9 protein-coding genes and 2 rRNA genes are annotated in these 16,982 nt (G+C 47.8%); 1 reads left to right on the top strand and 10 read right to left on the bottom strand.

Annotated features, from left to right (window positions below):
- Position 1 precedes the first annotated feature (1 nt).
- The 4 genes from MKY01_RS00055 to gyrA form a co-directional block, all read right to left on the bottom strand.
- A 23S ribosomal RNA gene (locus MKY01_RS00055) occupies positions 2 to 2,927 on the bottom strand.
- Between the two features lie 308 nt (positions 2,928 to 3,235).
- A 16S ribosomal RNA gene (locus MKY01_RS00050) occupies positions 3,236 to 4,788 on the bottom strand.
- Together the 16S and 23S rRNA genes form the textbook arrangement of a ribosomal RNA operon.
- Positions 4,789 to 5,255: 467 nt before the next feature.
- Complete coding sequence (locus MKY01_RS00045; RefSeq protein ID WP_282319768.1) at positions 5,256 to 6,374, bottom strand: HD-GYP domain-containing protein; 1,119 nt, start codon at positions 6,372 to 6,374, stop codon at positions 5,256 to 5,258.
- A gap of 222 nt (positions 6,375 to 6,596) precedes the next feature.
- On the bottom strand, positions 6,597 to 9,161 hold the full coding sequence (gyrA, locus tag MKY01_RS00040) for a DNA gyrase subunit A (protein WP_074092904.1): 2,565 nt from the start codon (positions 9,159 to 9,161) through the stop codon (positions 6,597 to 6,599).
- A gap of 427 nt (positions 9,162 to 9,588) precedes the next feature.
- On the opposite strand from gyrA, the gene MKY01_RS00035 reads away from it, so the two are divergent.
- Complete coding sequence (locus MKY01_RS00035) at positions 9,589 to 10,536, top strand: YheC/YheD family protein (RefSeq protein WP_315371195.1); 948 nt, start codon at positions 9,589 to 9,591, stop codon at positions 10,534 to 10,536.
- Between the two features lie 93 nt (positions 10,537 to 10,629).
- On the opposite strand, the gene gyrB is transcribed toward MKY01_RS00035, so the two are convergent.
- The 6 genes from gyrB to dnaA all read right to left on the bottom strand — a co-directional run bounded on the left by gyrB (position 10,630) and on the right by dnaA (position 16,982).
- Entirely contained in the window at positions 10,630 to 12,540 is a 1,911-nt protein-coding gene (gene gyrB / locus MKY01_RS00030; protein WP_047841032.1) for a DNA topoisomerase (ATP-hydrolyzing) subunit B, read from the bottom strand.
- A gap of 67 nt (positions 12,541 to 12,607) precedes the next feature.
- Positions 12,608 to 12,856, bottom strand: coding sequence for an extracellular matrix/biofilm biosynthesis regulator RemA family protein (locus MKY01_RS00025; RefSeq protein ID WP_017691405.1), 249 nt, complete (start codon positions 12,854 to 12,856; stop codon positions 12,608 to 12,610).
- Between the two features lie 14 nt (positions 12,857 to 12,870).
- Entirely contained in the window at positions 12,871 to 13,983 is a 1,113-nt protein-coding gene (recF, locus tag MKY01_RS00020) for a DNA replication/repair protein RecF (RefSeq protein ID WP_339284935.1), read from the bottom strand.
- Positions 13,984 to 14,040: 57 nt separating this feature from the next.
- A complete protein-coding gene (yaaA, locus tag MKY01_RS00015; RefSeq protein ID WP_036611994.1) occupies positions 14,041 to 14,256 on the bottom strand; it encodes a S4 domain-containing protein YaaA in 216 nt (71 codons plus the stop codon).
- 16 nt (positions 14,257 to 14,272) lie between these two features.
- Positions 14,273 to 15,415, bottom strand: a complete 1,143-nt coding sequence (gene dnaN / locus MKY01_RS00010; RefSeq protein WP_339284934.1) for a DNA polymerase III subunit beta — start codon at positions 15,413 to 15,415, stop codon at positions 14,273 to 14,275.
- A gap of 220 nt (positions 15,416 to 15,635) precedes the next feature.
- Entirely contained in the window at positions 15,636 to 16,982 is a 1,347-nt protein-coding gene (gene dnaA, locus MKY01_RS00005; RefSeq protein ID WP_036611990.1) for a chromosomal replication initiator protein DnaA, read from the bottom strand.

Here is a 16,982-nt window from a genome sequence, read left to right as displayed (position 1 = left end):
ATTGGATAAGCCCTCGACCGATTAGTACTGGTCAGCTCCATGCATTGCTGCACTTCCACCCCCAGCCTATCTACCTCGTCGTCTTCAAGGGGTCTTACATACTGGGAAATCTCATCTTGAGGGGGGCTTCACGCTTAGATGCTTTCAGCGTTTATCCCGTCCGTACATAGCTACCCAGCGGTGCTCCTGGCGGAACAACTGGTACACCAGCGGTACGTCCATCCCGGTCCTCTCGTACTAAGGACAGCTCCTCTCAAATTTCCTACGCCCACGACAGATAGGGACCGAACTGTCTCACGACGTTCTGAACCCAGCTCGCGTACCGCTTTAATGGGCGAACAGCCCAACCCTTGGGACCTACTTCAGCCCCAGGATGCGATGAGCCGACATCGAGGTGCCAAACCTCCCCGTCGATGTGGACTCTTGGGGGAGATAAGCCTGTTATCCCCAGGGTAGCTTTTATCCGTTGAGCGATGGCCCTTCCATGCGGTACCACCGGATCACTAAGCCCGACTTTCGTCCCTGCTCGACTTGTAGGTCTCGCAGTCAAGCTCCCTTATGCCTTTGCACTCTTCGAATGATTTCCAACCATTCTGAGGGAACCTTTGGGCGCCTCCGTTACTCTTTAGGAGGCGACCGCCCCAGTCAAACTGCCCACCTGACACTGTCCCCGCACCGGATTACGGTACCAGGTTAGAACCTAGATACGATCAGGGTGGTATCCCAACGTTGCCTCCATGCAAGCTGGCGCTCACACTTCAAAGGCTCCCACCTATCCTGTACAGATCGTACCCAAATTCAATATCAAGCTGCAGTAAAGCTCCATGGGGTCTTTCCGTCTTGTCGCGGGTAACCTGCATCTTCACAGGTATTAAAATTTCACCGGATCTCTCGTTGAGACAGCGCCCAAGTCGTTACGCCATTCGTGCGGGTCAGAATTTACCTGACAAGGAATTTCGCTACCTTAGGACCGTTATAGTTACGGCCGCCGTTTACTGGGGCTTCGGTTCACAGCTTCGGATTGCTCCTAACCACTCCCCTTAACCTTCCAGCACCGGGCAGGCGTCAGCCCGTATACTTCGCCTTACGGCTTCGCACAGACCTGTGTTTTTGCTAAACAGTCGCTTGGGCCTTTTCACTGCGGCCCCCTCGTGCTATTCACACTACCGGGGCACCCCTTCTCCCGAAGTTACGGGGTCATTTTGCCGAGTTCCTTAACGAGAGTTCTTCCGCGCGCCTTAGAATACTCTTCTCGCCTACCTGTGTCGGTTTGCGGTACGGGCACCATCACCTGGCTAGAGGCTTTTCTTGGCAGTGTGAGATCATGACCTTCGCTACTATAATTTTCGCTCCCCATCACAGCTCAGCCTTACAATGTGCGGATTTGCCTACACATCAGCCTTACTGCTTAGACGGACATCCATCAGTCCGCGTCACTACCCTACTGCGTCCCCCCATTGCTCATAACGGCTTACGGTGGTACAGGAATTTCGACCTGTTGTCCTTCGACTACGCCTTTCGGCCTCGCCTTAGGTCCCGACTTACCCTGAGCGGACGAGCCTTCCTCAGGAACCCTTAGGCTTTCGGCGGATCAGATTCTCACTGATCTTTTCGTTACTCATACCGGCATTCTCACTTGTATAATGTCCAGCGCTCCTTACGGTACACCTTCAACCCTTATACAACGCTCCCCTACCCCTGATGCAAAGCATCAAGCCATAGCTTCGGTGGTGTGTTTAGCCCCGTTACATTTTCGGCGCAGAGTCACTCGACCAGTGAGCTATTACGCACTCTTTCAATGATGGCTGCTTCTAAGCCAACATCCTGGTTGTCTGTGCAACTCCACATCCTTTCCCACTTAACACACACTTGGGGACCTTAGCTGATGGTCTGGGCTGTTTCCCTTTTGACAATGGATCTTAGCACTCACTGTCTGACTCCCGGAAGTAAGTCTATGGCATTCGGAGTTTGACTGAGCTTGGTAACCCTTGCGGGCCCCGCACCCAATCAGTGCTCTACCTCCACGACTCTGTTTTCCGAGGCTAGCCCTAAAGCTATTTCGGGGAGAACCAGCTATCTCCGAGTTCGATTGGAATTTCTCCGCTACCCCCACCTCATCCCCGCATTTTTCAACATGCGTGGGTTCGGGCCTCCAGTGCGTGTTACCGCACCTTCACCCTGGACAGGGGTAGATCACCCGGTTTCGGGTCTACGTCCACGTACTCATTCGCCCTATTCAGACTCGCTTTCGCTGCGGCTCCGGCTCTTCACCTTAACCTTGCACGGGAACGTAACTCGCCGGTTCATTCTACAAAAGGCACGCCATCACCCCTAAAACGGGCTCTGACTTTTTGTAAGCACACGGTTTCAGGTTCTATTTCACTCCCCTTCCGGGGTGCTTTTCACCTTTCCCTCACGGTACTGCTTCACTATCGGTCGCTAGGAAGTATTTAGCCTTGGCAGATGGTCCTGCCGGATTCATACGGGGTTTCACGTGCCCCGCACTACTCGGGATCCGTCTCGGAGGGAACAGACTTTCAACTACAGGGCTTTTACCTTCTTTGGCGGGCCTTTCCAGACCTCTTCGCTTAACCGGTTCCTTTGTAACTCCATGTGAGACGTCCCACAACCCCAAAGAGCAAGCTCTCTGGTTTGGGCTTCTCCGCGTTCGCTCGCCGCTACTGACGGAATCACTATTGTTTTCTCTTCCTCAGGGTACTTAGATGTTTCAGTTCCCCTGGTATGCCTCTACATAACCTATGTATTCAGTTATGAGTAACTGGAAATTACCCCAGCTGGGTTTCCCCATTCGGACACCCCCGGATCAAAGCTTGCTTACAGCTCCCCGAGGCAGTTTCGTTGTTCGCCACGTCCTTCATCGGCTCCTAGCGCCTAGGCATCCTCCGTGTGCTCTTAGTAGCTTAACCATTTTGTTCCGGTTTCGGTCGCTCGCTTCCCTTGTTTTGCTTGCGCAAAGCCAAAAGTCGCTCTCACCCGATACCCTCACAAAAGCAATTTAACTACCTTTATACACTTGACTTGTTTGCACAAGTTCAGCTTAAAGGAATGTTCTAATTCGCGTTTGTTTCGTTTCGATATCTAGTTTTCAAAGAACAAGCTCCATGCAAAAGCAAGCTGTTTGAGAGTTTGAGCTCTCAAAACCGAACAACGAGTGAGTGTTTGCAGCTAAGCTGCGTATTTGAATGTTTCCGTTGCAGGAAACGATTCTCCATAGAAAGGAGGTGATCCAGCCGCACCTTCCGATACGGCTACCTTGTTACGACTTCACCCCAATCATCTATCCCACCTTCGGCGGCTGGCTCCTTGCGGTTACCCCACCGACTTCGGGTGTTATAAACTCTCGTGGTGTGACGGGCGGTGTGTACAAGACCCGGGAACGTATTCACCGCGGCATGCTGATCCGCGATTACTAGCAATTCCGACTTCATGCAGGCGAGTTGCAGCCTGCAATCCGAACTGAGACCGGCTTTGTTGGGATTGGCTCCATCTCGCGATTTCGCAGCCCGTTGTACCGGCCATTGTAGTACGTGTGTAGCCCAGGTCATAAGGGGCATGATGATTTGACGTCATCCCCACCTTCCTCCGGTTTGTCACCGGCAGTCTATCTAGAGTGCCCACCCGAAGTGCTGGCAACTAAATATAAGGGTTGCGCTCGTTGCGGGACTTAACCCAACATCTCACGACACGAGCTGACGACAACCATGCACCACCTGTCTCCTCTGTCCCGAAGGAAAGATACATCTCTGCATCGATCAGAGGGATGTCAAGACCTGGTAAGGTTCTTCGCGTTGCTTCGAATTAAACCACATACTCCACTGCTTGTGCGGGTCCCCGTCAATTCCTTTGAGTTTCAGTCTTGCGACCGTACTCCCCAGGCGGAGTGCTTAATGTGTTAACTTCGGCACCAAGGGTATCGAAACCCCTAACACCTAGCACTCATCGTTTACGGCGTGGACTACCAGGGTATCTAATCCTGTTTGCTCCCCACGCTTTCGCGCCTCAGCGTCAGTTACAGCCCAGAGAGTCGCCTTCGCCACTGGTGTTCCTCCACATATCTACGCATTTCACCGCTACACGTGGAATTCCACTCTCCTCTTCTGCACTCAAGTCACCCAGTTTCCAGTGCGATCCGGGGTTGAGCCCCGGGATTAAACACCAGACTTAAATGACCGCCTGCGCGCGCTTTACGCCCAATAATTCCGGACAACGCTTGCCCCCTACGTATTACCGCGGCTGCTGGCACGTAGTTAGCCGGGGCTTTCTTCTCAGGTACCGTCACCTTGAGAGCAGTTACTCTCCCAAGCGTTCTTCCCTGGCAACAGAGCTTTACGATCCGAAAACCTTCATCACTCACGCGGCATTGCTCCGTCAGGCTTTCGCCCATTGCGGAAGATTCCCTACTGCTGCCTCCCGTAGGAGTCTGGGCCGTGTCTCAGTCCCAGTGTGGCCGATCACCCTCTCAGGTCGGCTACGCATCGTCGCCTTGGTGAGCCGTTACCTCACCAACTAGCTAATGCGCCGCAGGCCCATCCCCAAGTGACAGATTGCTCCGTCTTTCCAGTTCTCTTCAGGCGAAGAAAACAATTATTCGGTATTAGCTACCGTTTCCGGTAGTTGTCCCAAACTTGAGGGCAGGTTGCCTACGTGTTACTCACCCGTCCGCCGCTAAGTATCAAGAAAGCAAGCTTCCTATCAACTCCGCTCGACTTGCATGTATTAGGCATGCCGCCAGCGTTCGTCCTGAGCCAGGATCAAACTCTCCAATAAAGTATTGAAAAGAGCGATAAGCTCATTTTGAATCTGACGAGATTAAAAATCTCATTTGTGCTCCAGCCGATTCAAACCAAGGCTTGTCTCAAACTTTCGCGTTCATTCTGCAAGCAGAATGTTTACTCACTCGTTGTTCAGTTTTCAAAGATCAAACTTATTTTGTTACCGAATGTTGTTCTCTTCAGCAACTTTTATATCTTATCACATCCGAACCAACTTTGCAAGCTCTTTTTTTAAGTTTCTTTCGAAGCTTATTTCATTCGCTTGCCGCACCGTGTATACCGTGTTTTCTTGGCCGGAATTAGAATATATCATGTACAGATATTGAATGCAAGTCTTTTTTTGATTAATTATATATCTTTCTATAATCTTTTTGTTTTTTTCTACATTTCCACATTTATCTCACGTAAAAGGCCTCTCTATAAAAGAAAGACCCTCTCATAAATTTACTTTAATATCTATTGTTATCCGATAACCTCTTGGATGTGAAGCTGCCGTTGCTGCATCAGATTAATGATGGTTCCTTCTACTGACACCATAGGCCGTGTAGGATGATCTCGATCAGAGAATACGATCTCTCCAATTTGGTTATTGCTGAGTTTTACTCGGATGCCATTATGGATCTGGGTCGACCGTTGAACAAATACACTTACAATTGCAGGGTCCAATTTCCCAAATGCCTCACTTTGGATCTGTTCTAGGACTAGGTATGGTGATTGTGCCTTGCGGTAGATCTTCTCCAGCGTCATGGCGTGGAAAATATCAGCGATAGCTACAATCTTGGCATAAATATGAATCTGCGTCCCACTAAGCTGCAACGGGTAGCCTGAACCATCCACTTTTTCATGATGCTGTAAAGCTGCAAGTCTAGCTCCCTCATTAATGGCCTTTGCCTGTTTAAGGATCTGATAACCATATTTCGTATGCTGACGAATCTCTTCCTGCTCTGTGGCCGTCAACGTGGATGGTTTATGGAGTATCTGCGGATCTACCTTGTTGTTACCAATATCATGGAACAAGCCTGCAAAAGCCACTTGCATCCAATCCTTGGAGGGGAGATCGATCCATTGAGCCAGTTGATAGGATGTGATCGCACTCAGTACGGCATGGTGATATACATAATCATGCTCTTGCATTACTCGTGGACTGAAAGTAAGCACATTATATTGTTTGAGATGTGCAAACACTGCCTCCAACTGTGTACGTAACTCATAGACCGGTAATTCAGCCGCCAGAGAGGACAGGAAAGCATTTTTGGTTAGTCCGACCATCTTCTCATACTCATCCTGCAAAGACGTTACTACAGGAGCTGTGGTGACGTTCCCTGTCTTCCCTGTCCGTTCACCATTGTTGTCATTGGCAGAACTTCCTGCGGACACAGATGCACCTTTGGTTCCTGTACTACTCGACACCGTTCTTTCTTGTTCAATATCTACCTGTTGAATCATAAAGGCTTTGAGCACTTCCATATCCTTGGGTAAAATGACTTTTCCCTTCTGAAGCAGAACGTTGCCGCGAAGTGTTTGCACATCACTCCCAAGTTTGAGTCCTGGTTTGACTTCTGACAGGGTGATTAATCCCATGTGTATTCCCCTCACTCATCGTTCTTCTATGTTAATACAAACAAGACCATAGTCCCGGTTTTTCATGATATTTCCCATTATATTACTCAGGAATCAGGCTGTACATCCCAGATTCGGAAGAATAAAAGAAGAGATTCCTTTATACAAACAAGAGGGCTCCCCGTGGGAGCCCTCGCAATCTTCTGCCAATCTCAAAGAGATCAGTCTTTATAAAATTCTATTTTATGCTTCCGAACCGGAATCGTCGTCGCCCTCAACTTCATTAACCTCAGCGTCAGAAACGGTGCCTTCTTCCAAGCTTACTACCGGAGCTTGGGACTCCTCGCCTTCCAAGCCTTCAAGCGACTCATCGTCTGGTTCCTCTTCATTTTTGTCAATTCGGCTGACTGTAGCTACTGAATCCTCGTCACGAATATGAATCAGCTTCACACCCTGCGTGTATCGACCCATAGTGGATATGCCTTCCATGCTCATCCGGATCAACGTACCGCTGGACGTGATAATCATCAGATCCTCTTCGGTTTTAACCATTTTGAGACTGACTACTGAGCCGTTCTTCTCTGTGACATTAATAGTCTTGATCCCTTTACCGCCACGAGTCTGCATCCGATAATCATTGACAGGTGTACGTTTACCATAACCTTTGGCTGTAACGATCAGAACATCAAGCTCTTTATCAACTACATCCATGCCGATAACAGCATCCTGTTCATCCAATGTAATCCCTTTGACCCCGGTTGCGCTACGTCCCATGGAACGTACATTACCTTCCGAGAATCGAATAGACATTCCGTGAGCTGTACCCATGATGATCTCTTGCAATCCATCGGTCAGCTTAACATCGATCAGAACGTCATCATCACGTAAGGAAATACCGATCAAGCCGCCTTTGCGGATATTGGTGTAATCCTCAAGTGGCGTCTTCTTCACAACCCCTTGGCGGGTAGCAAAGAACAAATATCTGTCACTTTCGAATTCCTGGACCGGAATTACGGCATTGACCGATTCGCCCTGCTCGATCTGGATCAGGTTGATAATCGGCGTTCCCCGAGCGGTACGTCCAAGCTCTGGAATCTCGTAAGCTTTGAGACGGTACACTTTACCTTTGTCAGTGAAGAACATGAGGTAATTGTGGGAGTTGGTCACAAACAGATGCTCGACAAAGTCGGTATCTTTTGTATCCATACCCACGACCCCACGTCCACCACGTTTCTGGCTGCGGTATGTGGATACCGGCAGACGTTTCACGTAGCCTGTATGAGTAATCGTAATGATAACCTCTTCACGTGGAATCAGGTCCTCATCCAGAATGCTCTCTTCGCCTACAGTGATCTCTGTACGACGATCATCGCTGAAGCGGTCGCGGATCTCTTGCAGCTCCGTACTGATAATCTCAAGCACCAGATGCTCATTGGCCAGAATTTCGCGATACTCTCTGATTTTGACCATCAGTTCGTTATATTCATTTTCAATACGTTCGCGTTCCAGACCTGTGAGGCGTTGCAAACGCATATCGAGAATAGCTTGAGCCTGATCATGACTGAGTGAGAAGCGCTCAATCAAACCTTCTCTTGCTGCATCCGCATTACTGGATGAACGAATCAACGTAATAATCTCGTCGATATGATCCAACGCAATACGTAAACCTTCTAGAATGTGTGCACGAGCTTCAGCCTTTTTCAGTTCAAACTGCGTACGTCTGCGAATAACCTCAATCTGATGCTGCAGATAGTGATACAACACTTCACGCAAGTTCAGAATTTTAGGTTCTTTATTAACAATCGCAAGCATGTTAATCCCGAAAGTGGATTGCATCGATGTATGTTTGTACAGGTTGTTCAGGACAACCCCCGGATTCACGTCTCTGCGAAGTTCAATTACAACCCGCATACCATTACGGTCAGACTCATCACGAAGGTCAGTAATACCATCAATCTTTTTATCACGTACCAACTCGGCGATTTTCTCAACAAGTCTCGCCTTGTTTACCTGATAAGGCAACTCTGTAACGATAATTCGCGCCTTGTTGTTGTTCTCTTCGATGTTGGTTTTAGCCCGCATCGTTACTGAACCACGTCCGGTCTGATACGCCTGGCGAATGCCTGAACGGCCCAAAATGTAGCCGGACGTAGGGAAGTCTGGTCCTTGAATGTAATCCATGAGTTCCATGGATGTAATGTCCGGATTTTGAATCATGGCCTGTACACCATCAATGACCTCACCCAGGTTATGAGGAGGAATATTGGTAGCCATACCTACCGCGATCCCGCCGACCCCATTGACAAGCAAGTTAGGAAAACGAGCAGGCAGAACGATTGGCTCATGTTCTTCACCGTCATAGTTTGGTTGGAAATCAATCGTATCCTTGTTGATATCTCTGAGCATTTCCATAGCAATCTTGGACAAACGTGCTTCGGTATAACGCATGGCTGCTGCCATATCACCATCGACCGATCCAAAGTTACCATGTCCATCTACATGCATATAACGCAGGGAGAAATCCTGTGCCATCCGTACCATCGTCTCGTAAACAGCAGAGTCACCGTGTGGGTGATACTTACCGATAACTTCGCCGACGATTCTGGCTGATTTTTTATGTGGTTTATCGGGTGTCATGCCGAGCTCTGACATCGCGTACAGAATACGCCGGTGAACCGGCTTCAATCCATCACGCACGTCAGGTAAGGCACGGCTAACGATGATGCTCATCGCATAATCCATAAACGATTCACGCATCTCGACGCCTATATCCCGATCTGTAATCTGAGAGTTCATTTCTTCCGCCATGCTGGACCTCCTTCTTGTCCTTCAACAAACGTTCCATTCCGTCATGCAAAAAAGTTGATTATATGTGAAAAGCCTAACAAGGCTAAAACCGCGCAAGAACGCTACTCTTTATTATATTACTTTCACAAAAGTTACACAATTAAACGTCCGCTGGGCAATAGCCTTTCTTCCGGGAACTTCTGCGTGTCTGGGGATACGCCCTGCCTTCCTCCCCAATTGCACATACAATGCTAGAAAAACGGCATATGTACTGTGCCTACCGAGGCTAAAGCCATTCCCGTCCTACGATCAAACTGCAAATTGTGCAGCTCATCGCACAAAACGCCATATTTCTCTATTATACCACTGAAATCGTCTCTTGTCCTTTGATTTCTCCGTGTCTGGTCCCTCTTTAGAACTGAACAAAACATGAAAGGACTGATGAATCTTGGGTATCCAACGCGTCTCCAGCAAATGGGCCAAAACAGCCGTGTTACAACGCAGTCGCATTGTGAACGAATATATCCCAGTGACCCGAAAATATAGCCGTCAAACTCTGGAACGAATGACTGAATTATTTGAGTCCAACTATATCAAACCGGACCGTGGCACTTACGGTAATGGCGTTATGCGGGTGAGAACAACCCGTTTATACGAACCTGTTGTTAATTCCGAAGATTCCACCACAGATGCAGAGGTTTCGGAAGAAACCAATGATCGAAACCTGCCTGATGAACCCGAAGCAAGTGCTGTTATCTCCAGAGCTACCTATCTCACAACAACATATCATCTCCAATACGGTACAGAGGAGAGATCATTTCATTCCCTGGACGAACTCGAACGAGCACTGAATGATCGTATTCAGGAACGTGAATATATCATTCAACAGGGAATCTCGCTGATGAAGCATGAAAATTTGCCTTTTGACTTGCGTGTGTTAACTCAGAAAAATCTGCAACACAACTGGGAAACAACAGGTGTTCTGGGACGTATTGCTGCCCCAGGCAAAATCATCACTAACATTCATGGTGGTGGGCGATTGGCCACGTTTGAAGAACTTGTACTCCCCCATCTTCACCAGGATGGCTTCAAAAAACTTCGCACCGAGCTGTACCGCTTAGGAATTCATACCGCTGTGCAATTGCAAACATCATTTCCAAGACTCAAAGAGATTGGTATTGATATTGCGCTAGACGAAGCAGGGCGTCCCTGGATTCTTGAAGTCAACACACTGCCAGGCATTTACGCTTTTGGCTTATTACCGGACAAGGGGGCTTACCGGAAGATCAAACGTTATGCGATTGCGTACGGTCGTTTGCCCTCCAAAAAGGGTAAGAGCTCCCGTCCATCCCCTAAAGCACAGGCTTCATCTGCCAAAAAACGTGTACGCAGATAACAAAGGGATATGGAGATCTAAGTATACGTCTTCCCTCTGCTTTACCTTCCCTAATATAAAAAAGGCGCCCTCTCAGGCGCCTCTTCGAATATGTTAAATGTCGAGGTTTTTCACGTATTTTGCATTTTCCTGGATAAAGTCACGACGCGGTTCAACGTTATCCCCCATCAGGGTGTCAAACATGGTATCAGCAAGTATGGCATCATTAATCGATACTTGCATCATGGTCCGGCTCTCCGGATCCATCGTTGTTTCCCACAATTGTCCGGCATTCATCTCACCAAGACCTTTGTAACGCTGAACGTTGAATTTCGCATTTTCGCCGAGCGTTGCAATAATTTCATCGCGCTCTCTCTCTGAACCGGCATAACGAATCACTTTGTTACGCTCAATCTTGAACAATGGCGGTTGTGCAATATATACATAACCTGCCTCAATGATTTTACGCATGTACCGATACAGGAATGTCAGCAATAGTGTTCGGATATGAGCACCATCAACGTCGGCATCGGTCATCAAAATGATTTTGTGATAGCGTGCTTTGGCAATATCGAAGTCATCACCAATACCCGTACCCATTGCCGTAATAATTGCTCTAATCTCCGCATTACCCAAGATCCGGTCGAGACGAGCTTTTTCCACGTTCAAAATCTTACCACGCAGTGGCAAAATGGCTTGGAAATGACGATCCCGACCTTGCTTTGCTGATCCGCCTGCAGAGTCACCTTCGACGATGTACAATTCGCTGATTGAAGCATCCTTGGATGAACAGTCTGCCAGTTTACCTGGAAGTGAGCTTACTTCGAGAGCACCTTTACGACGTGTCAGTTCACGGGCTTTACGGGCAGCTTCACGCGCACGTGCTGCTTGCAGACCTTTTTCCAAAATGCGACGGGATACGGAAGGATTCTCTTCCAGGAACTCCTGCAGCTTCTCGGCAAACAAGGATTCGACAATCCCACGAACTTCGCTGTTGCCCAGCTTGGTCTTTGTCTGTCCTTCAAATTGCGGTTCCGGAATCTTGACCGAAATAATAGCTGTCAAGCCTTCACGCACGTCATCCCCGGAAAGGTTCCCCGTGCTGTCCTTGATTACCCCCGCCTTACGGGCGTAGTCATTGATAATCCGCGTAAGGGCACTCTTGAAACCTGATTCATGCGTTCCGCCCTCATGCGTGTTGATATTGTTCGCGAAGGAATAGATATTCTCGGTGTAGTTGTCATTGTATTGCAGGGCAACTTCCACCTGGATGTTATCTCTGGAACCTTCAACGTAAATTGGATTTTCATGCAGTACTTCGCGCTTCTGGTTGAGGAAGGAGACGTATTCGATAATGCCGCCTTCATACAGGAATGAGTTGGTTGCACCTGTACGCTCATCCGTCAGTGTAAGACCAATACCCTTGTTCAGGAACGCCAGCTCACGAATACGGGCCAGCAAGATGTCATATTCATAAACTCTTGTTTCCGTGAAAATTTCAGGGTCCGGATGGAATCTAACCGTTGTTCCTGTTTCGTCGGTTGTACCGATCACTTTCAGGTCGTACTGTGGAGCTCCACGGCGATATTCCTGTTGATAGATATGTCCCTCACGTTTAACCGTTACAACCACTTTTTCAGAGAGTGCATTCACAACGGACACACCAACACCATGCAAACCACCGGATACTTTATATCCGCCGCCGCCAAATTTTCCCCCTGCATGGAGGACAGTCATAACTACCTCAAGTGCAGGACGTTTCATTTTGGTATGTTCGCCGACAGGAATACCCCGTCCGTTATCGACTACAGTTACGCTATTGTCTTCATGGATACTGACCTCAATGTGGTCGCAGTAACCTGCAAGCGCTTCGTCAATACTGTTGTCCACTACTTCCCAGACCAGATGATGCAGGCCCTTGGAACTGGTGGAACCGATATACATGCCCGGACGCTTCCGTACGGCTTCCAATCCTTCAAGGACCTGAATTTCATTCGCATCATATGACGGTTGATTCATAGACATGCCTTTCACCTACTTCTATAGATTCAATATCGTAAATATGCGTTAACTAATTTTATGCCACACAACGCTAGAGATCCGGAAAAATGTGAGCCCGCTTTTTCAGCGTGGCTGAGGAAATAGGCGAGTAGTACACAATGTTTTTGGTCACCACAATGGACTTGGCTTCCTCTTCGCCGATGTGTTCCACTGTTTTTTCCTGCTCGGCATGCGTGACATACTGCTTGGAGATCTTTGAGGATTTTTCAATCGATATATCAAAAATAGCGACCAATTCAGAAGAACGGATGATCTTCTCACCGCCCAGATGAATGTACATAAGCCCCTCACTCCTTAGCGTTCAACCTGTCCGGCATGAACGTGATAAATACTGGCATCTTTGAGCTTGTCAACGTTCAGGCTCTCGATCCCCGTAGCTGTAATAAAGGTTTGCACCTTGCTCTGGAACGTTTCGATCAGCTGCGTCTGGCGAAAAGGGTCCAGCTCGGACAGAACATCATCCAGCAACAGAACTGGATATTCTCCGATTTCTTCATGAATCAGTTCAATTTCCGCAAGTTTAAGGGACAACGCCGTTGTGCGCTGCTGCCCCTGCGAGCCATATGTTTGTACTTCCCGATCGTTAATGAAAAAGGACAGGTCATCCCGATGCGGCCCACTAAGGGTTGTGCCTCGGCGAATCTCCTGCTCTTTCATTTGTGATAATTTTATCATAAATTGGTCCATTAAGACAGCTTCATCTTCCTCAGCGGCTTCGCTGAAGGAAGGAAGGTAGGCCAGCCGCAAGACTTCTCCGCCTCCGGTGATCCCCTGATGAATCGTTTCTGCCCACTTTTGCAGTTTCTTTATGAATTGTTTCCTTTTTTTGACGATTTTAACACCATGCTCGACCAGTTGTTCGTTCCACACCTCAAGCATGGTCTGGGTCGATGCCCCTTTTCCCCATAACTGCTTAAGCAAATTGTTTCGTTGGACGAGCACTTTTTGGTATTGCTGCAGGTGATACAAGTAACCTGGTGCAACCTGTCCAATCTCCATGTCAAGAAACCGGCGGCGGACCCCCGGTGTGCCTTTTACAATCTCCAGATCCTCCGGCGCAAACATCACAACATTGAGCGCTCCGACAAAATCACTTAACTTGCGCTGCTCCAGGCCGTTAATCTTTGCTTTTTTGCCTTGTTGCGACAAAGATAGTTCAAGCTTGACCGATCCGTACTTTTTGTCGACCTCTGCTGCAAGTCTGGCACGTTCCTCACCGAAACGGATTAACTCCTTGTCACGGGATGTACGGTGGCTCTTGGTGAGTGCAAGTACAAAAATCGCCTCTGCAAGATTGGTCTTGCCTTGGGCATTTTGCCCGATCAACAAGTTTACGGGACCAAAAGAATCCAGTCTCAGATGTTCATAATTGCGGAAATTCTGCAGATCAATGCTGTTCACAAACACGCGGTAACCTCCCTTTTATCCCGTCCGTCAGGAGGCAGCAGGATCGAACTGGTCTTCTTATTCTGCAGCAACTTCGAATGTGCCTTCTCCGTCCACTTCAACGATATCCCCAGGGTATAACTTACGTCCCCGGCGTTCCTCAGGCTCTTTATTCACACGTACAAGTCCTTCCTGAAGCAGAGCTTTGGCCATACCTCCAGTTGGGATGCAATCAGCCAGTTTCAAAAATTGATCAAGCTTAATATATTCCGTACGAATCGTAACTTGGTTCACTATGATCTTCCTTTCGTTAGTTGGTCGTCCGATATGGCAATATCACGTAAAGGCTGTGACTGTCATCCAGCGGTTTCAAGATGATTGGACTCATGACTCCTGTAAAAGCAATCATCAGTTGCTCACTTTCAACAACTTTCAGCACATCCAGCATGTATTTGGAGTTGAACGAGATTTTTAACGGATCTCCTGTAAACTCGGCAGGTTCGATTTCTTCTCTTACTTTACCTAGCTCGGAAGAGCTTGAAGAAATTTCAACGGATCCTGAATCCATCGTTTGCATACGCACGATGTTTGTTTTCTCTTCACGCGACAGCAAATAAGCCCGGTCAATGGATTCACTTAATTTTTTTGTATCTAAAACAAGTTCTGTTTTGTATGACGTTGGAATAATTCTAGAAGTATCCGGATATGTTCCGTCCAAAATACGGGAGTAGAACAATACACGGTCGATTTTGAACAGAACTTGGTTATCTGCAACAACGATATCCACAAGGGTATTTTGATCCGGAACAATTTTGCTGAGCTCGTTCAGCGTTTTACCGGAAATGACCACGTTGTTAAAGCGGATACCTTCTGCATTATCCAGCATTGCTGATCGAGTAGCAAGACGGTGACGGTCTGTTGCCACAAATTTCAATTCGTTGTCACCCAAACTCCAGAGTACACCTGTCAGGATTGGAGTAGTCTCATGTGTGGAAATGGAGAAGACCGTTTGTTTGATCATATTTTTCAGCAAATCTCCTGGAATGGAGACGGTTTGGTTTTCTTCGATGCTTGGCAGTACCGGGAATTCTTCCGGATCCAGACCTACCAGTTGAATTTCGGTAGCACCTGCGGAGATAAAGGTCTTGAAGTTCTCTTTGACTTCCATGTGCACTTCCTGTGATGGCAGCTTTTTGATGATCTCCACAAAAAACTTGGCTGGCAAAACTACACTGCCGGGTTGATCTACCTGAACTACGCTTTTATCTCCATCTTCAAGCGGGATGAAGGATTGAATGGATATATCGGTGTCACTTGCTGTCAACGTTACACCTTGATGATTCACGTCGAATTTAATACCGCTCAGAATCGGAATCGTCGTACGGCTCGAGATCGCTTTGGATACTTGCTGTATGGAATCGTTTAAGTAGTTTTTCATTATGCTGATTTTCATGGTTTCACTCCTAGCTGTTTTTTTGGGTGTTGGGGTGTTAAAAGGTGTTTTTCAAAGGCCGAAGGCTAAGCTCCGAAATGGCTATTTTGGAGATGATATCTTTAAGATCTTTTTAGTAATAATAGTAATAGGGGCACTGAATATGTGGATAAGTGGGTATAAACCCGTACACCCAAGCCTATCCACATGTGTATACGTTGTGCATAGGCTTGGGACTTGTTCAGGTTGGATTCTTTATTTTTTCGGTTAAGTTGTTGATAACTTTATAGAGATCCTGATCGTTTTTAATCGCTTGGGAGATTTTTTCGTGAGCATGTATGACAGTGGTGTGATCTCGTCCTCCGAATGCTTCCCCAATTTTGGGCAGAGAAAAGTCTGTCAGTTCACGAGAGAGATACATGGCAATCTGTCTTGGAAAAGCAACTGCCTTGGTCCGTTTCCGTGCTTTGAAATCTTCAAGCTTAAGGCTATAATACTCGCCGACCTTTTGTTGGATGTCATGAATAGTGATCATTTTGGGACGACTGGAAGGAATAATATCCTTCAGTGCTTCAGCTGCCAGATGAGTGGTTACATCTTGATTAGTCAGTGAAGAATAAGCAACGACCCGAATCAGGGCGCCCTCCAGTTCACGGATGTTGGTGTCAATCTGGTTGGCAATGTACATCATCGCTTCATTCGGAATATCCAGGTTTTCCGCACGTGCCTTTTTCCGCAAAATTGCGATCCTTGTCTCCAAATCTGGAGGCTGGATATCCGTGATTAACCCCCATTCAAAGCGAGAACGAAGCCGTTCTTCCAATGTCGGAATTTCCTTCGGTGGTCTGTCGCTGGAGATGATAATCTGCTTCCGTTCCTCATGCAGCGCATTAAACGTATGGAAAAATTCCTCTTGTGTTGATTCTTTTCCCGCCAAGAACTGAATATCATCAATGAGCAAAATGTCGACGCTCCGGTATTTGTTACGGAAGCTCTCCCCGCGGTTGTCACGGATCGAGTTAATGAATTCGTTCGTGAATTTCTCAGACGACAAATAAACGACTTTGCTGCCCGGATCATGCTCCAGAACATAATGTCCGATCGCATGCATCAAGTGAGTTTTACCGAGACCTACTCCTCCATACAGAAAGAGAGGATTGTAAGCTTTGGCGGGCGCTTCAGCGACCGCCAGCGATGCGGCATGGGCAAAACGGTTGCCCGGCCCGATGACAAATGTATCGAACGTATATTTCGGATTCAGCATGCTGAGTACGGCTTCTTCCTGTACAACTGTAGGCGTTGGCGCCGGCAGTTGCGGGTCCGGTTCAGCAGGCTTGTTCTCTTCGATGACAAATTTCACATCGACTTGCTTGCCAAGCAACTCGTATACCGTCGAGCCAACCAATTTGGTGTAACGGCTCTCCAGCCATTCGACGGCAAACGTGGTTGGTGCGGAAATGACGATTGAACGGTCATTCAGCTTGGTGGCTTTGGTTGCTTTGAACCAGGTGTCAAAGCTGGGTTTGCTGAGTTTGTTTTGTATGATTGATAAAATTTGCTGCCATAAATCAGAAGTATGGCTGTCCAC

Origin of the sequence: Paenibacillus sp. FSL R5-0486, from assembly GCF_037975155.1 — a bacterium.
Lineage (GTDB): Bacteria > Bacillota > Bacilli > Paenibacillales > Paenibacillaceae > Paenibacillus > Paenibacillus amylolyticus.
The sequence above is the reverse complement of the archived record's forward strand: the minus strand, read 5'-3'. Positions and strand labels throughout refer to the sequence as shown.